18 protein-coding genes are annotated in these 26370 nt (G+C 61.5%); 9 read left to right on the plus strand and 9 right to left on the minus strand.

The window, feature by feature from the left end:
* Positions 1 to 9: 9 nt before the first annotated feature.
* The 4 genes from KGB29_RS19755 to KGB29_RS19770 all read right to left on the minus strand — a co-directional run bounded on the left by KGB29_RS19755 (position 10) and on the right by KGB29_RS19770 (position 5691).
* Positions 10 to 1965 carry an acetyl/propionyl/methylcrotonyl-CoA carboxylase subunit alpha gene (locus KGB29_RS19755; protein WP_150812592.1) on the minus strand — a complete coding sequence of 652 codons (1956 nt, stop codon included), beginning with the start codon at positions 1963 to 1965 and terminating at the stop codon, positions 10 to 12.
* Positions 1965 to 2777: a gamma-carboxygeranoyl-CoA hydratase gene (locus KGB29_RS19760; RefSeq protein WP_150812593.1), complete on the minus strand. Its 813-nt coding sequence runs from the start codon at positions 2775 to 2777 to the stop codon at positions 1965 to 1967. The genes KGB29_RS19755 and KGB29_RS19760 overlap by 1 nt, the downstream gene beginning before the upstream one ends.
* Positions 2778 to 2907: 130 nt before the next feature.
* Positions 2908 to 4515 carry a carboxyl transferase domain-containing protein gene (locus KGB29_RS19765; RefSeq protein WP_150812594.1) on the minus strand — a complete coding sequence of 536 codons (1608 nt, stop codon included), beginning with the start codon at positions 4513 to 4515 and terminating at the stop codon, positions 2908 to 2910.
* Positions 4516 to 4527: 12 nt separating this feature from the next.
* Positions 4528 to 5691: an isovaleryl-CoA dehydrogenase gene (locus KGB29_RS19770; RefSeq protein WP_007946948.1), complete on the minus strand. Its 1164-nt coding sequence runs from the start codon at positions 5689 to 5691 to the stop codon at positions 4528 to 4530.
* 341 nt (positions 5692 to 6032) lie between these two features.
* Here KGB29_RS19770 and KGB29_RS19775 point away from each other — a divergent pair, with 341 nt between their 5' ends.
* Positions 6033 to 7730, plus strand: coding sequence for an AMP-binding protein (locus KGB29_RS19775; RefSeq protein ID WP_150812595.1), 1698 nt, complete (start codon positions 6033 to 6035; stop codon positions 7728 to 7730).
* A gap of 682 nt (positions 7731 to 8412) precedes the next feature.
* On the opposite strand, the gene KGB29_RS19780 is transcribed toward KGB29_RS19775, so the two are convergent.
* The 3 genes from KGB29_RS19780 to KGB29_RS19790 form a co-directional block, all read right to left on the minus strand.
* Complete coding sequence (locus KGB29_RS19780; RefSeq protein WP_150812596.1) at positions 8413 to 9312, minus strand: hydroxymethylglutaryl-CoA lyase; 900 nt, start codon at positions 9310 to 9312, stop codon at positions 8413 to 8415.
* 146 nt (positions 9313 to 9458) lie between these two features.
* Positions 9459 to 9860 (minus strand): MerR family transcriptional regulator, encoded by a 402-nt coding sequence (locus tag KGB29_RS19785; protein ID WP_057714129.1) that lies wholly within the window; start codon positions 9858 to 9860, stop codon positions 9459 to 9461.
* Between the two features lie 206 nt (positions 9861 to 10066).
* On the minus strand, positions 10067 to 10996 hold the full coding sequence (locus KGB29_RS19790; protein WP_090456650.1) for a LysR family transcriptional regulator: 930 nt from the start codon (positions 10994 to 10996) through the stop codon (positions 10067 to 10069).
* 165 nt (positions 10997 to 11161) lie between these two features.
* On the opposite strand from KGB29_RS19790, the gene KGB29_RS19795 reads away from it, so the two are divergent.
* Positions 11162 to 12391 carry an acyl-CoA dehydrogenase gene (locus tag KGB29_RS19795; protein WP_095059574.1) on the plus strand — a complete coding sequence of 410 codons (1230 nt, stop codon included), beginning with the start codon at positions 11162 to 11164 and terminating at the stop codon, positions 12389 to 12391.
* Between the two features lie 125 nt (positions 12392 to 12516).
* Here KGB29_RS19795 and KGB29_RS19800 read toward each other — a convergent pair whose 3' ends face one another.
* Entirely contained in the window at positions 12517 to 13857 is a 1341-nt protein-coding gene (locus KGB29_RS19800; protein WP_150812597.1) for a phosphate ABC transporter substrate-binding/OmpA family protein, read from the minus strand.
* Positions 13858 to 14047: 190 nt separating this feature from the next.
* Positions 14048 to 14860, minus strand: coding sequence for an exodeoxyribonuclease III (gene xthA, locus KGB29_RS19805; protein WP_057714133.1), 813 nt, complete (start codon positions 14858 to 14860; stop codon positions 14048 to 14050).
* Between the two features lie 285 nt (positions 14861 to 15145).
* On the opposite strand from xthA, the gene KGB29_RS19810 reads away from it, so the two are divergent.
* The 7 genes from KGB29_RS19810 (at position 15146) to KGB29_RS19840 (ending at position 26332) form a co-directional block, all read left to right on the plus strand.
* A complete protein-coding gene (locus tag KGB29_RS19810) occupies positions 15146 to 15796 on the plus strand; it encodes a GNAT family N-acetyltransferase (protein WP_150812598.1) in 651 nt (216 codons plus the stop codon).
* Between the two features lie 65 nt (positions 15797 to 15861).
* Entirely contained in the window at positions 15862 to 17589 is a 1728-nt protein-coding gene (locus tag KGB29_RS19815; RefSeq protein WP_150812599.1) for an autotransporter assembly complex protein TamA, read from the plus strand.
* Complete coding sequence (locus KGB29_RS19820; RefSeq protein WP_218543916.1) at positions 17586 to 21257, plus strand: translocation/assembly module TamB domain-containing protein; 3672 nt, start codon at positions 17586 to 17588, stop codon at positions 21255 to 21257. The genes KGB29_RS19815 and KGB29_RS19820 overlap by 4 nt, the downstream gene beginning before the upstream one ends.
* Before the next feature lie 238 nt (positions 21258 to 21495).
* The gene (locus KGB29_RS19825) at positions 21496 to 21969 is read left to right on the plus strand and encodes a MarR family winged helix-turn-helix transcriptional regulator (RefSeq protein ID WP_150812601.1); all 474 of its coding nucleotides are present in this window, start codon (positions 21496 to 21498) and stop codon (positions 21967 to 21969) included.
* Positions 21966 to 23435, plus strand: coding sequence for an efflux transporter outer membrane subunit (locus tag KGB29_RS19830; protein WP_150812602.1), 1470 nt, complete (start codon positions 21966 to 21968; stop codon positions 23433 to 23435). Before KGB29_RS19825 ends, KGB29_RS19830 begins: the two co-directional genes overlap by 4 nt.
* Positions 23436 to 23450: 15 nt before the next feature.
* Positions 23451 to 24653: an efflux RND transporter periplasmic adaptor subunit gene (locus KGB29_RS19835; protein WP_150812603.1), complete on the plus strand. Its 1203-nt coding sequence runs from the start codon at positions 23451 to 23453 to the stop codon at positions 24651 to 24653.
* A gap of 146 nt (positions 24654 to 24799) precedes the next feature.
* Complete coding sequence (locus tag KGB29_RS19840) at positions 24800 to 26332, plus strand: DHA2 family efflux MFS transporter permease subunit (protein WP_150812604.1); 1533 nt, start codon at positions 24800 to 24802, stop codon at positions 26330 to 26332.
* Positions 26333 to 26370: the final 38 nt, after the last annotated feature.

A 26370-nucleotide genomic window follows, 5' to 3' on the forward strand; every position in this document is an offset into this window, starting at 1 on the left:
ATCTTCATTTCACGCTTCTTCCAGTTCGACCAGCGCACTGCCTTCGCTGACCATTTCGCCTTCCTGGCAATACAGCGCCTTGATCACCCCGGCGTGGGGCGCGCGGATGCTGTGTTCCATCTTCATCGCTTCCAGTACCACCAATTGCGCCCCGGCCTCGACCGATTGCCCGGCCTCTACCAGTACCCGGACGATGCTGCCGTTCATGGGGGCGGTCAGCCCGCCCTGATGGCTGTGGCTGGCCTCGACGGCGCTGATCGGGTCGTAAGACTCGATGCGGCGCAACTCACCATCCCACTGCAAATACACATAGTCGCCACGGCGTATTGCGCGGTGCTGACGGCGCACGCCTTCGTGCTCGGTCAGCAGTTGCTCGCCCTTGAGCCGAGCGCTGTGGGCATTGATGTCGCCCAGCGTCAGCGCACGGTCCTGACCTTCACAACTCAGGTGAAGAGTGATTTCTCTCGGCAAGCCGGCACGCAGCCCGTTAGGTGCAGCCCACGGCGAACTCAGGTCATCGGCGCGGGTTGCATGGGGCTGGCTCTGGGCGAACGCCTGGGCGGCGGCTTGCCAGAAATCATCGCTGAGTTCCGCTGGGGTCGGCAGCAACTGTTCCTGATAACGGGGAATGAAGCCGGTATCCAGTTCGGCAGCGGCAAATGCCGGGTGGCCAATGATGCGCCGCAGGAAATTGATGTTGGTCTTCAGCCCGCCGATGGCGAATTCGTCGAGCATGCTCAGCAGGCGCAAGCGCGCCTGTTCACGGTCTTCACCCCAGGCAATCAACTTGCCGAGCATCGGGTCGTAGAAAGGCGAAATTTCATCGCCTTCTTCAACGCCGCTGTCCACTCGACGCCCCGGCCCTTGGGCGGATTCGCGATACAGCTCCAGGCGACCGGTCGCCGGCAGGAAATCATTGCCCGGGTCTTCGGCATACAGCCGCACTTCGATCGCGTGCCCCACCAGCGGCACCTGGTCTTGAGTCATCGGCAACGCTTCGCCGCGTGCCACGCGAATCTGCCAAGCCACCAAGTCGAGGCCCGTGATGGCTTCGGTGACCGGGTGTTCGACCTGCAGGCGGGTGTTCATCTCCATGAAGAAGAACTCGCCGCGCGCATCCAGCAAAAACTCCACGGTGCCGGCACCGACGTAGCCGATGGCCTGCGCCGAGCGTACGGCGGCCTCACCCATGGCGCGCCGCAGCTCCGGACTCAGGCCCGGCGCCGGTGCTTCTTCGACGACTTTCTGATGACGACGTTGAATCGAGCAGTCGCGTTCGTTGAGGTACAGGCAGTTGCCGTGCTGGTCGGCGAAGACCTGGATTTCCACGTGACGTGGCTTGAGCAGGTATTTTTCCACCAGCATCCGCGAATCGCCGAACGACGATTGCGCCTCACGCTGGGCCGAGGCCAGGGCTTCGGCCAATTGGCTGACGTCCTCGACCACTTTCATGCCTTTGCCGCCACCCCCGGCCGTGGCCTTGAGCAACACCGGATAGCCGATGCGTTCGCAGGCGGCGCGGAAGGTTTCCAGGTCCTGGGCTTCGCCGTGATAACCGGGCACCAGTGGCACGCCAGCGGTTTCCATCAGGGCTTTGGCGGCGGACTTGCTGCCCATGGCATCGATGGCCGAGGCGGGCGGGCCAAGGAAAATCAGGCCGGCCGCTTCGATGGCGCGGGCGAACCCGGCGTTCTCCGACAGAAAGCCATAGCCGGGGTGAATCGCCTGGGCGCCGCTGGCCTTGGCGGCAGCGATCAGTTTGTCGATCTGCAGATAGCTGTCGACGGCCTTGCTGCCGCCGAGGTCAACCCGAATGTCAGCTTCGCGGCTGTGCCGGGCGTCACGGTCGGTGGCGCTGTGCACGGCCACGGTGGTCAGGCCCAGGGCCTTGGCGGTACGCATTACCCGGCAAGCGATTTCGCCACGGTTGGCCACCAGCAGGGTGGTGAGGACAGGTGCGCTCATCAACGGGGCTCCTTGGTGGTTTCGGCTTGCCAGCTCGGCGGACGTTTTTGCAGGAAGGCGCGCAGGCCTTCCTGGCCTTCGGGGCTGACGCGGATGCGGGCGATGGCGTTTTCGGTGTAGCGGCGCAATGCCGGGGTCAGTGAACCGTCGCCGACTTCGCGCAACAGGTCCTTGCTGGCGCGCATCGCGGCCGGACTGTTGAGCAGCAGATTGTCGATCCATTGACCGACTTTCTGTTCCAGCTCGGCACCTGCATAGCTCTCCGACAACAATCCGATTTCCCGTGCCCGTTGCCCGCCGAAGCGCTCAGCGGTCAAGGCGTAGCGACGTGTAGCGCGCTCGCCAATGGCTTGCACCACGAACGGGCTGATTACCGCGGGTGCCAGGCCGATGCGCACTTCCGACAGGCAGAATTGCGCGTCATCGGCACCGATGGCCATGTCGCAGCAACTGATCAAGCCCAACGCGCCGCCAAAGGCTGCGCCTTGCACGACGGCCAGGGTCGGAATCTTCAGTTTGGCCAGGTTGTACATCAATTCCGCCAGTTCCCGGGCGTCATCGAGGTTGGTGGCGTAATCGAGCTCGGCCGATTGCTGCATCCAGGCCAGGTCGGCGCCGGCGCTGAAATGTTTACCACGACCGCGCACGATCAGAAACCGCAGGCTGGCATCGCTGGCGACTTTGTCGAGGGCGAGTATCAGTTCGCGGATCATTTCGGCATTGAAGGCGTTGTTCTTTTCTTCACGGCTGAGCCACAGCGTGGCAAATCCACGGGGGTCGGTCAGCAGTTCGAGGGTGTTGAAGTCGCTCATATTGTCCGTCTCCACAACTCTGTTCTGTAGGAGCGAGCCTGCTCGCGATGGTCTTGAGGACGCCGCTGGGTGTCAGGCTTTCAGCGTTATCGTTGACGACCATCGCGAGCGAGCTCGCTCCTACAAAAAATCACATCCGGAACACGCCGAAGCGGCTCGGTTCGATTGGCGCGTTCAACGACGCGGACAAGGCCAGGGCCAGTACGTCGCGGGTCTGGGCCGGGTCGATGACACCGTCGTCCCACAGACGCGCGCTGGAATAGTAGGGGTGACCCTGTTCTTCGTACTGGTCGAGGATCGGTTGCTTGATCTCGGCTTCCTGTTCGGCGCTGAAACCATGGCCGCTGCGTTCGGCCTGTTCGCGCTTGACCTGCACCAGCACGCCGGCCGCCTGTTCGGCGCCCATCACGCCGATTCGCGCATTCGGCCACATCCACAAGAAGCGCGGATCGTAGGCGCGACCGCACATGCCGTAGTTACCAGCACCGAAACTGCCGCCGATGATCACGGTGAACTTCGGCACCTTGGCGCAGGCCACGGCGGTCACCAGTTTCGCGCCGTGCTTGGCGATGCCGCCAGCTTCGTACTTCTGCCCGACCATGAAACCGGTGATGTTCTGCAGGAACAGCAGCGGAATGCCGCGCTGGCACGCCAGTTCGATGAAGTGCGCGCCTTTCTGCGCCGCTTCAGCGAAGAGGATGCCGTTGTTGGCGAGGATCGCGATCGGGTAACCGTGCAGGTAAGCAAAACCGCAGACCAGCGTCGTCCCGAACAGCGCCTTGAACTCGTCGAACACCGATCCGTCCACCAGCCGCGCAATCACTTCGCGCACGTCAAACGGTTGCTTGGCGTCGGCCGGGACCACGCCGTACAACTCGTCACTGCTGTAGAGCGGGGCGATCGGCGTGCGTTGCTGAACCTCGCCTTGCTTGCGCCAGTTGAGGTTGGCGATGCTGCGGCGTGCCAGTGCCAGGGCGTGTTCATCGCTCTCGGCATAATGGTCGGCCACACCGGAAATCTTGCAGTGCACATCGGCCCCGCCGAGGTCCTCGGCACTGACCACTTCACCCGTCGCGGCTTTCACCAGCGGCGGGCCGGCGAGGAAGATGGTCGCTTGTTCGCGGACCATGATCGCTTCGTCGGCCATGGCCGGTACATAGGCGCCGCCAGCGGTGCAGGAGCCCATGACCACGGCAATCTGCGGGATGCCCAGGGCGCTCATGTTGGCCTGGTTGAAGAAAATTCGTCCGAAGTGCTCGCGGTCCGGGAACACTTCATCCTGACGCGGCAGGTTGGCGCCGCCGGAGTCCACCAGATAGATGCACGGCAGACGGTTCTGCTGGGCGATGGTCTGGGCGCGAAGGTGCTTTTTCACCGTCAGCGGGTAATACGAACCACCTTTGACCGTGGCGTCGTTGGCGACAATCATGCACTCGACGCCTTCCACACGGCCGATCCCGGCAATTACGCCAGCAGCGGGGACGTCTTCGCCATACACCTCGTACGCTGCCAGTTGGCTGATTTCCAGAAACGGCGAACCCGGATCCAGCAAGCGGTTGATGCGCTCGCGAGGCAGCAATTTGCCCCGCGAGGTATGGCGTTCCTGAGCCTTCGGGCCGCCACCTTGCGCCACTTGGGCGAGCAGGGTGTGCAACGCGTCGACCTGCTTGAGCATCGCTGCGCTGTTGGCGGCGAACTCCGCTGAACGGGGGTTGAGCTGGGTATGCAGGGTAGCCATGTGCAGCTCCGTTTAGCGGGTTTCGTTGAACAGTTCGCGACCGATCAGCATGCGACGGATCTCACTGGTGCCCGCGCCGATTTCGTACAGCTTGGCGTCACGCAACAGACGGCCGGCCGGGAATTCATTGATGTAGCCGTTGCCACCGAGAATCTGGATCGCGTCGAGGGCCATTTGCGTAGCGCGTTCGGCGCTATAGAGGATCACGCCGGCGGCGTCCTTGCGTGTGGTCTCGCCGCGCTCGCAAGCCTGGGCCACGGCATACAGGTAGGCGCGGCTGGCGTTGAGTTGGGTGTACATGTCGGCGACCTTACCCTGGATCAGCTGGAATTCGCCGATGCTTTGGCCGAACTGCTTGCGGTCGTGGATGTACGGCACGATCAGGTCCATGCACGCCTGCATGATCCCGGTCGGGCCGCCGGAGAGCACGACACGCTCGTAGTCGAGGCCGCTCATCAGCACTTTCACGCCGCCATTGAGCACGCCGAGGATATTTTCTTCCGGCACCTCGACGTCATCGAAAAACAGCTCGCAGGTGTTCGAACCGCGCATGCCGAGCTTGTCGAACTTGTTGCTGCGGCTGAAGCCTTTCCAGTCGCGCTCGACGATGAAGGCGGTGATGCCGTGAGGGCCTTTTTCCAGGTCGGTCTTGGCGTAGATCACATAGGTGTTGGCGTCCGGACCGTTGGTGATCCAGGTCTTGCTGCCGTTGAGCACGTACTTGTCGCCGCGTTTATCGGCACGCAGTTTCATCGACACCACGTCGGAACCGGCATTCGGTTCGCTCATGGCCAAAGCGCCGATGTGCTCGCCGCTGATCAGCTTCGGCAGGTATTTGGATTTCTGCTCGTGGTTGCCGTTACGGTTGATCTGGTTGACGCACAGGTTGGAGTGCGCGCCGTAGGACAACGCCACCGAAGCCGAGCCACGGCTGATTTCTTCCATGGCCACCACGTGGGCCAGGTAACCCAGGCCGGCGCCGCCGTACTCTTCCGGCACGGTAATGCCCAGCAGGCCCATGTCGCCGAACTTGCGCCACAGGTCGGCGGGGAACAGGTTGTCGATGTCGATCTGAGCGGCGCGCGGGGCGATCTCCTTGGCGACGAAGGACTGAACCTGATCGCGCAGCATGTCGATGGTTTCACCGAGGGCAAAGTTCAGGGATGGATAGCTCATGGGTCACCTTTTGGCTTTTTTGTAGGGTGGGGAGGCCGTGATTGGGTTCTCACCTTTACGTTAACGTAAGCCTGTGACGAATGGCTGTCAATCACCCTTTACGTTAACGTCAACTTGAGCGAGAGTAGAGGCAGTTCAAGATAGAACGCGGACCTACCCTGTGGTGATGGTCTGTGACGAAAGGGCTTGCCCCCCGTTGGGCTGCGAAGCTGCCCCAAAATTTTCGATGTCTCGAAGATCTTGTGAGTGCTGCGCACTCAAACGGGGGCAAGCCCCCTCGCCACAGGTTGCTCCCATAGGTAGTCGCGGCAAGCCCATAAATAAAGACAATAGGGGTCGTCATGGATCAACCCAGTGCAAGCCCGCAACGCAGTTACACCCGTGGTTCCCAGGACAAAGCCTTGCTGGCGATGACCATCGGCCAGGCGTTCGACAACACGGTTGCGCAGTACCCGGACGGGGAGGCGCTGGTGGTGCGCCATCAACAGCTGCGTTACACCTGGCAGCAATTGGCCGAGGCCGCGGACCTGCACGCCAGGGCACTGCTGGCGCTGGGGCTGCAAGCCGGGGACCGCCTCGGTATCTGGGCGCCGAACTGTGCGCAGTGGTGCATCAGTCAAATTGCCACCGCGAAAATCGGCGTGATCCTGGTCAACATCAATCCGGCGTATCGCAGTTCCGAACTCGAATACGTGTTGAAGCAATCCGGCTGCCAATGGCTGGTGTGTGCCGGGGCCTTCAAGACTTCGAACTATCACGCCATGGTGCAGGGCCTGGTGCCGGAACTGGCGGAGCAGTCCATCGGCAAATTGCTCAGCGAGCGGTTGCCGGAGTTGCGCGGCGTGATCAGCCTGGATGTGCAGCCGCCCAGCGGTTTCCTGCCATGGTCGCAACTGACGGATCTGGCTGGCAGCGTGTCTCCTGAACAATTGCGCGAGCGTCAGGAAAGCCTGCATTTCGACCAGGCGGTGAACATCCAGTACACCTCTGGCACCACCGGTTTTCCCAAGGGCGCGACCCTCAGTCACTACAACATTCTCAACAACGGTTACATGGTTGGCGAAAGCCTGGGCTTGACGGCGGCCGATCGCCTGGTGATCCCGGTGCCGCTGTATCACTGCTTCGGCATGGTGATGGGCAATCTTGGCTGCATCACCCATGGCAGTACGATGATTTACCCGAACGACGCGTTCGATCCGTTGCTGACCCTGGGCACCGTGGCCGAAGAAAAGGCCACCGCGCTGTACGGCGTACCGACCATGTTCATCGCCATGCTCGATCAACCTCAGCGTGCCGGGTTCGACCTGTCGAGCCTGCGCACCGGGATCATGGCGGGCGCAACCTGTCCTATCGAGGTGATGCGCCGGGTCATCAGCGAAATGCACATGAGCGAAGTGCAGATTGCCTACGGCATGACGGAAACCAGTCCGGTGTCGTTGCAGACCGGTCCTTCAGACGACCTGGAACTGCGCGTGACCACCGTCGGCCGCACCCAGCCGCAACTGGAAAGCAAGATCATCGACGAAGCGGGCAACCTGGTGCCGCGTGGCACCATCGGTGAGCTATGCACCCGCGGTTACAGCGTGATGCTCGGCTATTGGAACAACCCTGAAGGCACGGCGGACGCCATCGATCAGGCTGGGTGGATGCACACCGGTGACCTGGCGAGCATGAACGACGAGGGTTACGTGTGCATTGCCGGGCGCAACAAGGACATGATCATCCGTGGTGGTGAGAATATTTACCCGCGGGAGCTGGAAGAATTTTTCTTCACTCATCCGGCCGTTGCGGACGTGCAGGTGATTGGCATTCCCTGCTCGCGCTACGGCGAAGAGATTGTCGCCTGGATCAAGTTCCACCCCGGCCACAGCGCTACCGAGCAAGAGCTGCAAGCCTGGTGCAAGGAGCGCATCGCGCACTTCAAAACGCCGCGCTACTTCAAGTTCGTCGAGGAGTTTCCGATGACGGTGACTGGCAAGATCCAGAAATTCCGGATGCGCGAGATCAGTATCGAGGAGTTGCGCGAAAAGCAGGAATGAAGAGGAAACCTGTGGGAGCGAGCTTGCTCGCGATGAGGGTGTGACATTCAACGTTTGTGCTGACTGATCCACCGCCATCGCGAGCAAGCTCGCTCCCACAGTGTCTTGAAGAGTTTTCAGAATCGCAGACAGCACAAAGGGGAGCCGAAGCTCCCCTTTAATTTTCGTTGCGCGTGCTCTTTTTTTATTATTGAGGGTCGGTCTGTTTTTGTTTTTGGCAACCGTTGCCCTTTACCGCTGTTTTTGGCGATCCCCATTCGGGATCAAGAGCAAACGTATTTTTTTGAGCGCTGATCTACTTTCTCGCTGAGCGATCCAACCAGTTCGGGAGCTACCTGAAGGTAGTTTTATTATTCTCTGCCCGGTTGCGGGTAACTCCGAAAAGCACCCTGAAAAGCACATCTTCTCCAAAAAAATCTGTTAGCTGCGTCTCTGCCGTGTTGTTTTTGTTATGTCAGAGTCGTTACGTCTTGTTTTTATTAGGTTTGCCGCAATTTTTTTATTCTTGTTATGCGATAGATATAGCAGGAGGCGTGCCAACTTTATAAAAGCCTTTAAAATCAATGGTTTGAAAATTTGTAGGATTTTGCGCCTCAGGCAAAACCCTACAATTTGTTTCCGTGTTACTCGCTTGTGCCCACGTTTCAGACACAGCGGTAACACCCGGACACACTCAGCGCACTCACTGTGCGCTGCGGGCCTTGGCCACGCGGGAACCGGTAGGGCGGCCCAATACCGTGCAAATCTGCTGACCGGCGAGCATCAGGGCGTCGAGGTCGATTCCAGTGTCGATGCCCAGGCCGTTGAGCAGGTAAACCACGTCTTCGGTGGCGACGTTACCGCTGGCGCCCTTGGCGTAGGGGCAGCCGCCGAGACCTGCGATGGAGCTGTCGAACACCGAGATGCCTTCCAGCAGGCTGGCGTAGATGTTGGCCACAGCCTGGCCGTAGGTATCGTGGAAGTGCCCGGCGAGTTTTTCCCGGGGCACCTCCTTCGATACCACTTCAAACATCTTGCGGGTTGCGCCAGCGGTGCCGGTGCCGATGGTGTCCCCCAGCGAGACCTCATAGCAGCCCATGGCATACAGCTCGCGGGCGACCACGGCGACCTGCTCCGGGGCGACATGACCTTCATAGGGGCAGCCCAGTACGCAGGACACATACCCGCGCACGGTCACCCCATGTTGTCTGGCGGCGTCCATGATCGGCCCGAAACGCTCCAGGCTTTCGCTGATCGAGCAATTGATGTTGCGCCGGGAAAACGCTTCGGACGCCGCCGCGAACACGGCCACTTCCTTGACCCCGGCAGCGAGGGCATCTTCGAAACCGCGCAAGTTGGGGGCGAGCGCGCCGTAGACCACGCCCGGTTTGCGCTGGATCTGCGCGAAGACCTCGGCAGAGCCGGCCATCTGCGGCACCCACTTGGGCGAAACGAAACTGCCGACTTCGATATAGCCGAGCCCGGCTGCGGTCAGTGCGTCGACCAGTTGCACCTTATCGGTAACACTGATGGGTTGGGCTTCATTTTGCAGGCCGTCGCGTGGGCCGACTTCGACAATGCGTACGTGGGTGGGGAGGGGCATGGGGTTCGACCTGTGCTGATTGTTCGGAGAACCCTGTAGGAGCGAGCCTGCTCGCGATGGGCTCCCAGGCACCGTGTTTATCCAGCAAACACGGGTTATCGTTAACGACCATCGCGAGCAGGCTCGCTCCTACAAGGGGTCGGGTTTTACTGAATGACTTCCTGGCTTTTGAGCGTCTGCTCCAGCGCCTGCACGCAGCGCTCTTCGGCGGTATCGAGTTCCAGTTTCATCTGTTCGATGTCCAGCATTTGCTGTTCAAGCTGCTCCCGGCGCTCACTGATTTTCGCCAGCATGCTGTGCAACTGTTTGGTGTTACCGCTGGACGGATCGTAGAGCTCGATCAGCTCGCGGCATTCAGCCAGGGAGAAACCGATGCGCTTGCCCCGCAGGATCAGCTTCAGGCTGACCTTGTCGCGGGGCGAGTAAATGCGTTCCTGGCCACGGCGCTCGGGGCTGAGCAGGCCTTGCTCTTCATAAAAGCGAATGGCGCGGGTGGTGATGTCGAGCTCGCGGGCGAGATCGGAAATGCTGTAGGTCTGGCTGCTCATGGACGCGCTCGCAAAAGGTCATGGCGCTAAGCTAATGGCAGGTTGACGTTTACGTCAAGGGGCAGCGATTTTTGCTGTTCTTGCTGGCCTCTTCGCGAGCAAGCCCGCTCCCACAGGGATCTGTGTAGGACACAAGTATTTTGTCCACTGAAGATCCAATGTGGGAGCGGGCTTGCTCGCGAAGAACGATAACGCGGTGTAGCGCCCTACACCTTCTCGAGCTTTTTCTCCTGCGCCGTCACCTGCTGGCACAACTCGATCATCTGCTCGCGCATCCAGCGGTTCGCCGGGTCCTGGTCAGTGCTTTCGTGCCAGTAGAGGTGGGTTTCCACCGGCGGTACATCGTTGACCGGCAGATAAAAGGCGTGCAAATCGTTACGACGGGCGAATCGTTCCGGTACGGTCATGACCATGTCGGTCTGCTGCAGCACTTGCGAGGCCATCAGGTAATGCTGGGAGCGCAGGGCGATCTTGCGCTGGATGCCCATCTTGCCCAGCGCCAGGTCGACATAGCCGAGGCCGCTGCGACGACTGGAAATATGGATGTGGGTCAGGCTCAGGTAATCGTCCAGTGTGAGTTTTTCCTTGCCCGCCAGCGGATGCCCCTTGCGCATGGCGCACACGTAGCGGTCCTCCATCAACTTGACGTGACGCACCTGCGGGTCGGTGTTGAGCGGCGCATCCACCGCGAAGTCGAGGCGGCCGGCGGCCAGTTCCTTGGTGGTTTCGCGACGTTTGGACAGGAAGCTTTCGATGATCACCGCCGGAGCCAGGCGGCGCAGGCGCTGGAACAGCGGCGGCAGGATCACCGCTTCGGTCAGGTCGGTCATGCTGATGCGATAGGTCTTGACCGCTTGCTGCGGGTTGAAAATGCGGCTTTCCTGCACCGACACGCGCAGCAGCGAGAGCGCGTTGCGCACCGGGCCGATGATGTTCTGTGCCATGGGCGTGGGCACCATGCCCTGGGCGGTGCGCACGAACAACGGGTCGTTGAAGGTCTCGCGCAACCGGGCCAGAGCGTTCGACACCGCTGGCTGGGTAATGCCCACAATCTGCCCGGCGCGGGTCAGGTTGGCTTCGGTGTAGATCGCGTCGAAGACGATGAAAAGGTTGAGATCGACCTTGCTCAGATTCATTACGCGGCTCTCTTATTGTGTGGGCGGGCTGACCGTGACGATCAGCCGATCATATATCGGTGATGAATGTTTATACACGCCGAGAATAGGCTAGGTAAATTATCAACGCTGTTCTAGCATCGATACATGACCTAAAACAACCTCCCCCAAGAAGGTATCTCGCTCATGGATTTCGCTTATTCGCCCAAGGTTCAGGAACTGCGTGAGCGCGTAACAGCGTTCATGGACACCTACGTCTATCCCGCCGAAGCCGTGTTCGAGCGCCAGGTCGCCGAGGGTGATCGCTGGCAGCCGACGGCGATCATGGAAGAACTGAAACTCAAGGCCAAGGCCGAAGGCCTGTGGAATTTGTTTCTGCCTGAGTCCGAACTGGGTGCCGGCCTGACCAACCTCGAATACGCGCCACTGGCGGAAATCATGGGCCGCTCGCTACTGGGGCCAGAGCCGTTCAACTGCTCGGCACCGGACACCGGCAACATGGAAGTGCTGGTGCGTTACGCCAACGAAGAGCAGAAACAACGCTGGCTCGAACCGCTGCTGCGGGGCGAGATCCGCTCGGCGTTCGCCATGACCGAACCGGACGTTGCGTCCTCCGACGCCACTAACATGGCCGCCCGTGCCGTGCGCGATGGCGACGAGTGGGTGATCAACGGCAAGAAATGGTGGACCTCGGGTGCTTGCGACCCGCGCTGCAAAATCCTGATTTTCATGGGCCTGAGCAATCCGGACGCGCCACGTCACGCCCAGCACTCGATGATTCTGGTGCCGGTGGATGCGCCCGGTGTGAAGATCGTGCGTCCACTGCCGGTGTTCGGTTACGACGATGCACCTCATGGGCACGCCGAAGTGCATTTCGAAAACGTGCGGGTGCCCTACGAAAACGTCCTGCTGGGCGAAGGACGCGGCTTCGAAATTGCTCAAGGTCGCCTTGGCCCTGGCCGGATTCACCATTGCATGCGTTCGATCGGCATGGCCGAGCGCGCCCTGGAACTGATGTGCAAGCGCTCGGTGAACCGCACGGCGTTCGGCAAGCCTCTGGCACGCCTGGGCGGCAACATCGACAAGATCGCCGACTCGCGGATGGAAATCGACATGGCACGCCTGCTGACGTTGAAAGCGGCGTACATGATGGACACCGTCGGCAACAAAGTGGCGAAAAGCGAGATCGCGCAGATCAAGGTCGTCGCGCCAAACGTGGCATTGCGGGTGATCGACCGGGCGATCCAGATCCATGGCGGGGCAGGGGTTTCCAACGATTTCCCGCTGGCCTACATGTATGCAATGCAACGCACCCTGCGCCTGGCCGACGGCCCGGACGAAGTGCACCGTGCGGCAATCGGCAAGTTCGAAATCGGCAAATATGTGCCGAAGGAGATGATGCGTAGCGGACACTAAGACCGCGGCGCCTGCCATTCGCGAGCAAGCCCGCTCCCACATTGGATCTCTCCACGGCGAAGATTCAGTGTGGGAGCGGGCTTGCTCGCGAAGGCGTCATTCCATTCAATGCACCAACATCTGGCTCAATACACCCAAACCTCAACCCGCCGATTCTTGATCCTTCCCTCATCGGCGCTATTGGCCGCCACCGGCATTTCGGCACCGAATCCGCGAATCTCGCGAAACACCACGCCGCTCTTCACCAACTCCCGCCGTACCGCCATGGCCCGCAGCTTCGACAACAGATCGGCGCGCGCCGGGTCGCTCTTGGCATCGCCAAACCCCACCAGCGTCACTTGCCCAGCCGTTTTGTCGTGCTGCTTTATATAGTCGAGCACCCGCCACAGGTCTTGTCGGGCCTTGTTGTCCAGGGTGGCGCTGCCTTCCTCGAAACGGAAGTTCACCGACAACCGTTGAGCATGTCTGCTTAGTGCCTGATAACCCTCTGGCATCAACGCATTGGGGGTAACGGCCATGGCCTGGACGGTTTGGGCAATAAAACCGTTGGCGGCCACAATGGCCTGACCCTTAGTGCTTTGGGCAAACGCCACCAAGGCATTGGCCCAGGGATTTTTCCCGTTGGGTGGCAGATAGAAGAACAGCCGACGGGACAACGGATAATCTTCCGTGGCAATCAGGCTGTTGAGCGGCGGCATGGCTTGCGATTGACCGTCGACAATGGCCACGGCTTTAGCCTGGCGCACGTAGGGCAAACCGATGAAACCGATGCCTTGCGGGTCTGCGCTGACCGCATCGGACAGTTGCTCGCTGGACTCGAAGCGCTTCGCCGTACCGCCGAGGATTTTCCCGTGGCCGCTGAGGACCAGTTCCTTGAAGGTGTCGTAGGTCCCGGACTGATTATCCCGTGCATACAGATGAATCGGCCCGCCGCGACCGCCAACGTCTTCCCAGCTCTTCACCTCGCCACTGAAAATGCGCGCCAGTTGCACGGTGTCGAGTTGGTTCAGCGGATTGTCCGGATGAAGGATGATCGCCAGGCCATCGATGGCAATGACCTGTTCGGCGCTCGGGCTTTTCAGGTCACCGAGCGATTGCAGGCTGGCCAGTTCGCTGTCCTTGATCGGGCGCGACGAGGCGGCCAGATCGGCGCTGGCTGCTTTGAGTGCAGTGAAACCGGTGCTGGAGCCATGGGCCGCTACCTCCACCACGACCCGACGGCCCTGAACGGTTTCGCCGACGATGCGCAGTTCGTTGGCGGTGTCCGGGGTTTCACGGCGGATCTTGCGCAGGCCCTGTTCACTCAACAGACCCTCGACCAGCGCCGGCCCCAATGCCGCACCGATGGTGTTGGAACCCTGAATCCGCAGCGCCGGGCCGTGTTCGGGTGTCGGCAAGTCGCCGGCCGAGGCCGCCTGCGGCAAGCCCGTGCACAGCATCAACAGGAACAACACGCGCAGCATCATGCCGGCACCATATATAGCCAAAGGAGGTGTCGGGAGATTAAGTCAGTAAGGTTTCCGAAAAATGACGCTTTGCAAATGTGGGAGCGGGCTTGCTCGCGAAGGGGCCATAACATTCAATGTCGATGTTGAATGTAAGACCGCCTTCGCGAGCAAGCCCGCTCCCACAAGGTATTGATGTGTCTGTTAGATGTCAGCTCAACTCAAGCCAGATCGGCGCATGGTCTGAAGGTTTTTCCATGCCTCGCAGTTCATAGTCCACACCGGCGGCCTTCACCCGTGGCAACAGGCCGTGGGAGGCGAGGATCAGGTCGATGCGCAGGCCACGCTTGGGCTCGTCTTCGAAGCCACGGCTGCGATAGTCGAACCAGCTGAAGGTGTCGGTCACGTCCGGGTTCAAGTGACGGAAACTGTCGACCAGGCCCCAGTTCTTCAGACGGGCCATCCACTCGCGCTCTTCCGGCAGGAAGCTGCACTTGCCGGTTTTCAGCCAGCGCTTCATGTTGTCCGGGCCGATGCCGATGTCGCAGTCTTCCGGGGAAATGTTCACATCGCCCATCACCACCAGCGGCTGGTCGTTCTTGAACTGGCTTTCCAGCAATTGCTGCAAATCGCCGTAGAAACGCTGCTTGGCCGGGAACTTGGTCGGGTGGTCGCGGCTTTCGCCCTGTGGGAAATAACCGTTCATGATGGTCACCGGCACGCCGTTGGCGTCGGCGAAGGTGCCCCAGATGAAGCGTCGTTGGGCGTCTTCTTCGTCGGTGGCGAAACCTTTATGCAGGGCCAGCGGCTCCTGGCGCGAGAGCAGGGCGACGCCGTAATGGCCTTTTTGCCCGTGGAAGTACACGTGATAACCCAGGGCCTGCACCTCGGCCAGCGGGAACTGTTCGTCGTGGACCTTGGTTTCCTGCAAGCCGATCACATCGGGTTGGTGCTTTTCGATCAGCGCCGCCAGCTGATGGGGACGGGCGCGCAGCCCGTTGATGTTGAAGGAGACGATCTTCATGGTCGGCAGTCCTGGCAAAAGGGCGATGCTAGCTGACATGTGGGAATCGGGCCAGTGTGGGTTGAGGGGATTCGGTTTTGCCTGTCAGTCTTGTGTGGGTAGTGATGGCCCTTTCGCGAGCAAGCCGGCTCCCACAAAAGCAAGGCTGGCGCATCACCTGTGGGAGCGGGCTTGCTCGCGAAGGCGATTTCATTGCCTACACTCATTTCGGAACTGTGTCAGCGCCAACAGGCTCGTAACAACAAGAGCGCAGCCACCCGAGCTGTGCCGGGGAGATCAACCGTCATGCCCGAAACCTCGACCGCCATCGCCGATATTCACATGCTCGACAGCGGCTACGCCCGCGAAGCGCGTTCGTTGCTGTACCAGGCTTATCGACACGAGCCGACCTTCGGCTATCTGTTCGAAGCCGAGCGCCCCGGCTACGAACAGCGGGTTCGCGCCACCGTGCGCGAGTTGGTGACCCAGCACTTTTTTCAGGACCTGCCGGCCATCGGCCTGCTGGTCAACGACCGCCTGATCGGTATCGCCCTGATCGCACCGCCGCAACGTCGCCTCGGCGTCACCGAAAGTTGGGCCTGGCGCCTGCGCATGGTGCTCAGTACGGGATTTCGCTGCACCCGTCGCTACCTCGAATATCACGCGGCCGTGGAGGCCTGTGTGCCGAATGAATCGGTGCACGTCTTGCCATTGTTGGGGGTTCATCCGCAGTTCCAGGGCAAACATTTCGGCGAACAACTGTTGCAAGCCGTGCACAACTGGTGCGCCGTGGATGAAAACTCACAGGGCGTGATCCTCGATACCGGGAACCCTCGCTACCTGGAGTTCTATAAACGTCAGGGCTACGAGGAAATCGGTGAGGTTGCTGTAGGACCGATTCGCGAGCACGTGTTTTTTCACCCCAATCCTCAGGTGTTACACACCGCAACGGCCTGAACCTCGAACTTTCCGGGCATGTCAGGCTCTATCACGTTCTCAAGCTCGTGATAGCATCCGCGCCTATGAAGTTTCCAGGAAGAATTACCAGCGGTGTGCTGATGCTGATGACCAGCTGCGCAGCGCTGGCACAAAGCGAATTGGATGTACGGATCAAACCGTCCAATGACGAGCTGAAAGCCAATATCGAAGGCTATATCGGCAGCCTCGGCGATCGCGATGAAGAAGCGTTGCTGCGCTTCAGCCGTGGCGCCGAAGAACAGGCGCGCAAGGCCGCCCAGGCCTTGGGCTATTATCAGCCGCACATCGACAGCGAGGTGAAGGGCGGCGAAAAGCCGCGCCTGGTGTTGACGGTCGACCCCGGCGAGCCGGTGCACTTGCGCAACGTCACGGTACGTGTCGACGGTCCGGCAGCCTCCCTCAAGGCCTTTCGAATTCCCAAAAGCGACGCGCTCAAGCCCGGCGCCGTGCTCAACCATGGGCATTACGAGGACGCCAAGCGCCTGATCCAGAATCAGGCTTCGCGTTATGGCTTTTTCAGCGGCCGTTTCACCCGTTCAAAATTGTCGGTCGATCCGCGGGCCGGCGTTGCCGATATCGAACTGATCTATGAAAGCGGTCCGCGCTATACCTTGGGCAAGGTCAGTTTCGAGGGCGATACGCCGTTCGATGACGAGTTGCTGCAACGCATGGTGCCGTTCAAGACCGGCACGCCGTATGACTCGGAACTGATCGCCGAGCTCAACCAGAATCTGCAATCGAGCGGCTACTTCGAAGGCGTGCGCGTGGACGCGGCACCCACGGCGTCCAGGGACGAGGCGATCCCGGTGGACGTCAAGCTCGAAACCCGCAAGCCGCGGACCATGGGCCTGGGCCTGGGTTTCTCCACCGACGTCGGCCCGCGGGCCAAGGCCAACTGGACCCGGCACTGGGTCAACGCGCAAGGGCACAGTTATGGCTGGGAAACCGAAGTCTCGGCACCTCGGCAAAACGTCGGGCTGTTCTACGACATTCCGCTGGACCCGCCACTGACCGACAAACTGCGTTTTGCCGGTGGCTACCAGAATGAAGAAATCGCCGATAAGGACAGCCACAGCAAGCTGCTGACCCTCGGCCCCGAGTGGCACAGCAAACTGCCCAGCGGCTGGCAACGGGTGGTGTCGCTGAAGTGGCAGCGCGAGGATTACCAACTGGGCGATGACTCGGGACTCAGTACCTTGCTGATGCCCGGTGTGAGCTATTCGTACCTCAAAAGCGACAACCGCATCGACCCGCACAACGGTTATCGCCTGCAATTCGAATCCAAAGTGGCCAAGGAAGGTCTGGGTTCCGACAGCAACCTGCTCTACGGCACGGCATTGGTCAAAGGCCTGACCACGGTGTTCGATAAACACCGCCTCCTCGGGCGGGTGCAGGTCGGCGGCAGTGCCACCAACGGCTTCAAATCGGTGCCGCCATCGCTGCGCTTCTTCGCCGGTGGCGATCAGAGCGTGCGTGGCTACGACTATCAGAGCCTGTCCCCGGAAAACTCCGACGGCGACCGCATTGGTGGCCGCTACATGGTCGCCGCCAGCGCGGAGTATCAGTATTCCATCGCCGAAAAATGGCGGATCGCGACCTTTGTCGATCAGGGCAACTCCTTCAACACGTTCGAACTGCCGAACCTCAAGACCGGGGTCGGTATCGGCGTGCGCTGGGTATCGCCGGTGGGGCCGATCCGCCTCGACCTGGCCCACGCGCTGGACGACGATGGCGGTATTCGACTGCACTTTTCCATGGGGCCTGAGCTGTGACGCGTGGTTTGAAAGCAACACTGCTGACGATGGTGGCGCTGGTGGCAGTGGTTGTCCTGACGCTGGCCACGGTGCTGGGCACGGCGACGGGCAGCCGCTGGGCATTGGGTTTCGTGCCGGGCTTGACCCTGGAAAACTTCCAGGGCCGGTTGGGCGGGCAGTGGAGTGCCGACCGGGTGCTGTGGCAGCAGGACAGCAACCGGGTTGAACTGAGCAAGGTGATTTTCGCCTGGTCGCCGTTGTGCCTGACCCGCATGACCCTGTGCATCGAGCAATTGCAGGCCGATCAGGTCAGCCTGACGTTCCCGCCGGGTGCCGAAGAGCCAGACAGCGGCCCGATCACGCTCCCGGAACTGAAGTTACCGTTGGCCCTCGAACTGGGGGAGATCAAGGTCGGCAGCCTGTTGTTCAACGGCAGCGAAGAACTCAAGGGCTTGCAACTGGCGGCGCACTGGACGACGGCCGGTTTGAAGATCGACGCGGTGTCGTTGCAGCGCGATGACCTGAGCCTGAACCTGTCCGGCCTGTTGCAGCCCTCCGGCAACTGGCCCCTCAGCGCCTCCGGCAAGGTGACCCTGTTGTCGACGCCTGAGCCGCTGGCGCTGGCGCTGAAAGTCGACGGCGACCTGCTCAAGACCCTGAACCTGAAAGCCGACAGCAGCGGTTACCTCAACGGGCAACTGACCGGCGAACTGCAACCGCTGGTGGAAAACCTGCCGGCCAAGGTGCGGATCACCGCCGATGGCTTCAAGCCCAGTGCCGATCTGCCGGACACCCTGCAACTCAATCAGCTTGAACTCACGGGGGCAGGCGACTTGAAGAACGGCTACGCGCTGCTCGGCAAAGCCACGCTGCCCGCCGAGCAAGGGCCCGTCACCCTGGCGCTGCAAGGCAAGGTCGACGCCAAGGGCGCGCAGATCGCCGCGCTGGACCTGACCGCCAACGACAAGCAAAGCCTCAAGCTCACCGGACAGCTGGATTGGAGCAAGGGCTTGAGCGCCGAGGCGAAGATCGACTGGCTGGATTTCCCGTGGCACAGGCTCTATCCGCTCATCGACGAACCGCAGGTAGCGCTTCGCACGTTCACTGGCGAAGTCTCTTACACCGACGGCAAGTACCTCGGGCATTTCGCCGCGGCGGCGGATGGTCCGGCCGGCGCCTTCACCCTGGCCAGCCCTTTCGCGGGCGACCTGACGAAAATCTACCTGCAACAGATTCAACTCCAGGCCGGGCAGGGCAAGGCTGAAGGGCACCTGAACCTGCAATTTGCCGACGGCATTGCCTGGGACACCGCGCTGGACCTGTCGGCGATCAACCCGGCGTACTGGGTCGCGGAGCTGCCGGGCACACTGGCCGGGCCGTTGCGCAGCACGGGCGAGATGAAGAACGAGGTGCTCAGCCTCAACGCCGACCTGGACCTCAAGGGCAAACTGCGCGGTCAGCCGGCGGTGATCCAGGCCAAGGCCGATGGCCGTGGCGAGCAATGGAACCTCAATACCCTGCAAGTTCGCCTCGGCGACAACAGCATCAGCGGCAAAGGCAGCCTGCAACAGAAACTCGCCGGCCAGATCGATCTCAAGTTGCCGCGCCTGGCCCAGCTCTGGCCGCAACTGCGGGGCCAGCTCAATGGCCGCGTGGATGTCGCCGGCACACTCAAGGCGCCCCAAGGCAAGCTTGACCTGCAAGGTTCGCAGCTGGCTTTCCAGGACCATCGCCTGCAAAGCCTGAACCTGGACGCCACGCTGGACAGTGCGCAACGGGCGAAAGTCGACCTCAAGGGCAGCGGCATCCGGGCGGGCGACACTTTACTGGGAACCCTGACCGCCAGCGGCCATGGCGACATCAAGAACCAGAAACTGAACCTCGATCTGCAAGGGCCGAAGCTGAAACTGGCGCTGGGTCTGGACGGTGCGCTGGACAAAGGCAATTGGCGCGGACGCCTGGCCAGCGGTGATATCCAGGCCGGTGGCCAGGACTGGAAGCTGCAAGGGCCGGCGAAACTCGAACGTCTGGCGGACGGCAAAATCACCTTTGGCGCCCATTGCTGGGCCTCCGGCCAGGCCAGCCTCTGCGGTGAAGACTCGCGCCTAATGCCCGAGCCGAAGCTGCGTTATCACCTCAAGCAATTCCCGATCGACAGCCTCGCGCAGTGGTTGCCGAAGGATTTCGCCTGGCAGGGACGGCTCAACGCCGAGCTGCAACTGGACCTGCCGGCCAGTGGCCCGAACGGCCAGGTCAGCGTCGATGCCGGCGGCGGCACGTTGCGCATCAAGGACAAGGACCAGTGGCTGGACTTCCCGTACCAGACCCTGAAACTCACCAGCAAACTCACGCCCAAGCGCATCGACACCGAGCTCAACTTCGTCGGTGGCAAACTCGGCGAGCTGATGGTGCAGGCGCAGCTCAATCCGTTGCCGAAGAACAAACCGTTGAGCGGCTCGTTCCGCTTGAGCGGGCTGGACCTTTCAGTGGCGCGACCGTTCGTGCCGATGGTCGAGAAGCTGACCGGGCGCTTGAATGGCAGCGGCACGATTTCCGGTGGGCTGCTGGCACCGCAGGTCAATGGCAGCCTGCAACTCAGCGACGGTCAGATCTCCGGTCCTGAATTGCCGATGGAGCTGAAAAATCTGCACCTCCAGGCGCTCATCGCCGGTGAAAGCGTGCAACTGAACGGTGGCTGGGACAGTGGCAAGGCCGGGCATGGCAGCCTGAACGGCAACGTCGCGTGGGGCCAGGCGCTGGTGGTGGATCTGGCGCTCAAGGGTTCGCAGTTGCCAGTCACCGTCGAGCCTTACGCCAAGCTGGAAGTCGCGCCTGACCTGAAAATCTCGATGAAGGGCGATGAGTTGGTCATCGCCGGCAAAGTGCTGGTGCCCAGGGGCGACATCACCATTCGCGAGTTGCCGCCATCGACGGTCAAGGTCTCCGATGACACGGTGATCGTCGGTCAGCAGACCGAGGAGGGCAAGCCGCCGCTGGCAATGAAAATGGATATCGAAGTGCTGGTCGGCGAGGACAAGCTGAGCTTTGCAGGATTTGGCCTGACCGCGAATGTGCAGGGGCACGTGCACATCGGCGACAACATGGACACCCGTGGCGAGCTGTGGCTCAACGATGGGCGATATCGCGCCTACGGCCAGCGGCTATCGGTGCGCCGGGCACGCTTGCTGTTTGCAGGTCCCATCGATCAGCCGTACCTGGACATCGAGGCCATTCGCAAGACCGACGACATCATTGCCGGCATTCGTTTGAGTGGCAGCGCCGAGCAGCCGACCACGCAGATCTTCTCCGAACCGGCCATGAGCCAGGAGCAGGCCTTGTCCTATCTGGTGCTCGGGCGTCCGCTGAGCAGCAATGGCGAAGACAACAACATGCTCGCCCAGGCGGCCCTCGGGTTGGGCTTGATGGGCAGCTCCGGGGTGACCAGCGGCATCGCCAAGAACCTGGGCATCCAGGACTTCCAGCTGGACACCCAAGGCAGTGGTGACGCCACCAGTGTGGTGGCCAGCGGCAATATTTCCGAGAAGCTCAGCCTGCGCTATGGCGTCGGCGTGTTTGAACCGGCCAACACCATTGCCCTGCGCTACAAACTGAGCAAGAGGGTCTACCTCGAAGCCGCCGGCGGCGTGGCCAGTTCGCTGGACATCTTCTACAAGCGGGATTTCTAGGCCCGCATTCCGTACAAAAGACCGAGTCGCCCCATTCGCGAGCAAGCCCGCTCCTACAGGTTCAGCGTGATCCCTGTGGGAGCGGGCTTGCTCGCGAAGGCGTCTGAGTTATCACCGCAATACCCGACTCCGTTTATCAGGTATTTAGCAAGCAACCTAACTATTACGTTGACATTCGCTGCCTAGGCAGTAACATCTTGACATACATTCACTGCCTAGGCAGCTAATTGGTGGTCAGATGAAACATTTCTCCCCGGAAGATTTCCAGAATTGCCATCTCGGCCTGTTGCTCGGGCGTGCCGCGCTGCTCAAGGACCGGATCATCGACACCCACATGGAACCCCACGGCATCACCGCCGCGCAGTTCAAGGTGTTGATCATCATGGCCCAGTACGGCGTCGATTCGCCGGGCGAGTTGTGCCGTCACCTGTCCCTGGACAGCGGCTCGATGACGCGCATGCTCGATCGTCTGGAACAGAAAGGTTTCCTTGCTCGCCAACGCTCCGAGGCAGATCGCCGCCAAGTGCAGCTTGTGCTCACGGAAGAAGGGCAGAAGCTCGCCGGGCGGTTGCCGCACATCGGCGCAGAAGCCATGAATGAACTGGCCGGTGCCATCACTCCGGAAGAACTGAAAACCCTGGAGTTGATCCTGAAGAAAATTTTGGTGGCAGCCGGTGACGCGATCACCCTGCTGCGGGTAGGTGACAAATGAGCAGTAACCCCTTGCGTACCGGCTTGAGCCTGGTGCTGTTGGCCATGAGCGTCGCCGGTTGCGCCAGTTACAGCGGCCTGAAAACCGAAGGCGTCAGCCTCGACGCGAAGACCCTCAAGGCGGGGCAATCCCTCAGCGGTGTGACGTTGTCCCCCGCGGCCTGGCCAAAAAGCGACTGGTGGAAAAGCCTCGGCGACCCGCAACTCGATGACCTGATCCGCGAGGCCCTGCGCGACAGCCCGGACATGCAGATCGCCGATGCCCGTGCCCATCAGGCCAGCGCCGCAGCCTACGCCGCTGACGCTGCGCGGATGCCGACCCTGGATGCCAGCGCTGGTATCAGCCGCTCGCGCCTGGCCCGGGACCAGGACCCGCTCGGGCAGGGTGACGCTTACGCCACCGTTCGCAACATCAGCACCGGTTTCAACTACGACTTCGACCTGTGGGGCGGTCAACGCGATGCCTGGGAAGCGGCCCTCGGCCAGGCTCGCGCCGCCGAAGTCGACCAGCAGGCTGCGCAACTGACGCTGGCCGCCGATGTCGCCCGGGCCTATAGCGATCTCGGTCAGGCGCACATCGTCTACGACCTGTCCAACGAGGACCTCAAGCGCACCCGGCAAATGCTCGACCTCAGCCAGCGGCGCCTGACTGCCGGGATCGACAGCCAGTACCAGTTCCAGCAGACCGAAAGCCTGGAAGCCACTTCCCGGGCCAACCTGATCGACGCCGAAAAACGCTTGAACAGCGCGAAAATTGCCCTGGCCGTTCTGCTCGGCAAAGGCCCGGACCGCGGCAATGAAATTGCCCGACCCAACATTCTTCAGTCGAGTGCGGTAGCGCTACCTTCGGTGCTGCCGGCCGAGTTGCTCGGGCGTCGCCCGGACCTGGTGGCCGCGCGCTGGCGGGTCGAGGCGGCGAGCAAAAGCATCGACGCCGGCAAGACCCGGTTCTATCCCAACCTGAACCTCAGTGCCGCTGCCGGCGCCGAATCCTTGCTGGGCGATGCGATGTTTGGTTCGGCCAGCCGTTTCTTCAACATTGCACCGACGATCTCTGTGCCGATCTTCGACGGTGGCCGCTTGCGCGCCGACCTCGATTCCCGTGACGCCGATTACGACCTCGCCGTGGCGCAGTACAACAAAAGCCTGGTCAAGGCGCTGGGGGATGTCAGCGACAGCGTCAACCAGTTGCGTGACATCGGCCGGCAGATCGCTGCCCAGCAGCACGCCACCGACATCGCCCAGAATTCCTACAACACCGTGGTCCAGCGTTACGGTTCCGGCATCGGCAACTACCTGGACGTGCTCAGCATCGAGCAGCAATTGCTCCAGGCCCAGCGGCAGCTGGCCAACCTGAATGCCGAGCAGATTGACCTGTCGATCCAACTGATGCAGGCGCTGGGCGGCGGTTTCCAGCCTGAGGCCATCGCCTCGGCCAACGCCACGTCAGCCACGCTGACCCACTAATTCAAGGTACTTGTCATGGCCACTGCCGATACAACTCAACCTCCTGAAAACACCCAGGGCAACCCCAATTCGGGCAAGCGCAAGTTCATGCTGCTGGTCCTGGCTGCCGTCGTCGTGCTCGGTTGCGCGGGTGTCTGGGCCTACCACGAATTCTACGGGCGCTGGAGCGAAAGCACCGACGACGCCTATGTGAACGGCAACGTGGTGGAAATCACGCCGCTGGTCACCGGCACCGTGGTCAGCATCGGCGCCGATGATGGCGATCTGGTGCACGAAGGCCAGGTGCTGGTGAACTTCGACCCGAACGACGCCGAAATCGGTCTGCAAAATGCCCAGGCCAATCTGGCGCGTACCGTGCGTCAGGTGCGTGGCTTGTATAGCGATGTGGACGGCATGAAGGCCCAGGTCAACGCCCAGAAAGCCGAAGTGCAAAAGGCCCAGGACAACTTCAGCCGCCGCAAGAGCCTAGCCGCCGGCGGGGCGATTTCCCAGGAAGAGCTGTCCCACGCCCGCGACGACCTGACCTCGGCGCAAAACGCCCTGGCCAATGCCGAACAAAAGCTCAAGACCACCAGCGCGCTGGTCGATGACACCGTGGTTTCATCGCACCCGGACGTGATGGCCGCCGCCGCGCAACTGCGTCAGGCCTACCTGAACAACGCCCGCAGCACCTTGATTGCGCCGGTGACCGGTTACGTGGCCAAGCGTTCTGTACAACTTGGCCAGCGCGTGCAACCGGGTACCGCGTTGATGGCGGTGATTCCCCTGGATCAGCTGTGGATCGACGCCAACTTCAAGGAAACCCAGTTGCGTGACATGCGCATCGGCCAACCGGTGCAGATCGAGACGGACCTGTACGGCAGCAGCGTCAAATACAGCGGCACCATCGACAGCCTCGGCGCCGGGACCGGCAGTGCGTTTGCCTTGCTGCCAGCGCAAAACGCCACCGGCAACTGGATCAAGATCGTGCAGCGCGTGCCGGTGCGAGTCCACGTCAACGCCGAGGAGCTGGCCAAACATCCGCTGCGGGTCGGCCTGTCGACCATGGTCGATGTGGACCTGCACGACCAGAGCGGGCCGGTGCTGGCGCAACAGCCGCCGCAGAAGGCTTCGTTCAGCACTAGCGTCTACGACCGTCAGCTGACCGAGGCCGACGCGATGATCACCCAGTTGATCCACGACAACAGCGCCGCGGTCAGCAAGACCGCGCAACGCTGATATGCCATTACATCGACCCTGTGGGAGCGGGCTTGCTCGCGAAGGCGGAGCGTCAGGCGACATCCATGTTGAATGTGCCGACCTCTTCGCGGGCAAGCCCGCTCCCACAGGGTTAGCTGCGCCCGTCTGGTTTCAAAGGATTTGCGATGAGCAATAACGCGTCTTTCACACCGCCCAGCCTGTTGCTCAGCACCATCGGCCTGTCGCTGGCGACCTTCATGCAAGTGCTCGACACCACCATCGCCAACGTGGCGTTGCCGACGATCTCCGGCAACCTGGGCGTGAGTTCGGAGCAGGGCACCTGGGTCATCACCTCGTTCGCCGTGAGCAACGCCATCGCCTTGCCGCTGACCGGTTGGCTCAGTCGGCGTTTCGGCGAGGTGAAGCTGTTTGTCTGGGCGACACTGCTGTTCGTACTGGCTTCGTTCCTGTGCGGGATTTCCACCTCGATGCCGGAGCTGGTGGGCTTCCGGGTGCTGCAAGGGGTAGTGGCCGGGCCACTGTACCCGATGACCCAGACCCTGCTGATTGCGGTTTACCCCCCGGCGAAACGGGGGCTGGCGCTAGCGCTGCTGGCGATGGTCACGGTGGTCGCGCCGATTGCCGGGCCGATCCTCGGCGGCTGGATCACCGACAGCTACAGCTGGCCGTGGATTTTCTTCATCAACGTGCCGATCGGCCTGTTCGCGGCATGGGTGGTCACCCAGCAGATGAAAAAGCGCCCGGTGGTCACCAGCCGCCAACCGATGGATTACGTCGGTCTGATCGCGCTGATCATCGGCGTCGGGGCTTTGCAGATCGTGCTCGACAAGGGCAACGATGCCGACTGGTTCGAATCGAGTTTCATCGTGATCGGCTCGGTGATTTCGGTGGTGGCCCTGGCGTTCTTCGTGATCTGGGAAATGACCGACGAACACCCGGTGGTCAACCTGCGCCTGTTCGCCCATCGTAACTTCCGCTACGGCACCATCGTGCTGATCCTGGGCTATGCCGGGTTCTTCGGGATCAACCTGATTTTGCCGCAGTGGCTGCAAACGCGGCTGGGCTATACCGCGACCTGGGCCGGTTTTGCCGTGGCCCCGCTGGGGATCCTGCCGGTGCTGCTGGCGCCGTTTGTCGGTAAGTACGCACCGAAATTCGACATGCGCCTGCTGGCGGGCGGGGCGTTCCTGGCCATCGGCCTGAGCTGTTTCATGCGCGCAGGCTTCACCAATGAAGTGGACTTCCAGCACATCGCCATGGTGCAACTGTTCATGGGGATCGGCGTGGCGCTGTTCTTCATGCCGACCCTGACCATCCTGCTCTCGGACCTGCCACCGAACCAGATTGCCGACGGTTCGGGGCTGGCGACATTCTTGCGGACCTTGGGCGGCAGTTTCGCGGCGTCGTTGACCACCTGGATCTGGATTCGTCGGGCGGACCAGCACCACGCCTACCTGACCGAAAGCATCACCCCCTTCGATCCGGCGACCCGCGAAGCGCTGACCCACCTGGGCGGGGCAGGGGCCAAGGCCTACACGCAGCTGGAGCAGACGGTGATCAGCCAGGCGTACATCATGTCCACGGTGGACTACTTCACCTTGCTGGGCTGGATGTTCCTGGGGCTGATCCTGATTGTCTGGCTGGCGAAGCCGCCGTTTACGGCGAAGGCCGGGCCAGAGGCTTCCGCGGGACACTAAACACCGCAAAACCATTGTGGGAGCGGGCTTGCTCGCGA

The organism is Pseudomonas sp. BF-B-30, from assembly GCF_019956305.1.
Taxonomy (GTDB): Bacteria; Pseudomonadota; Gammaproteobacteria; order Pseudomonadales; family Pseudomonadaceae; genus Aquipseudomonas; species Aquipseudomonas jessenii.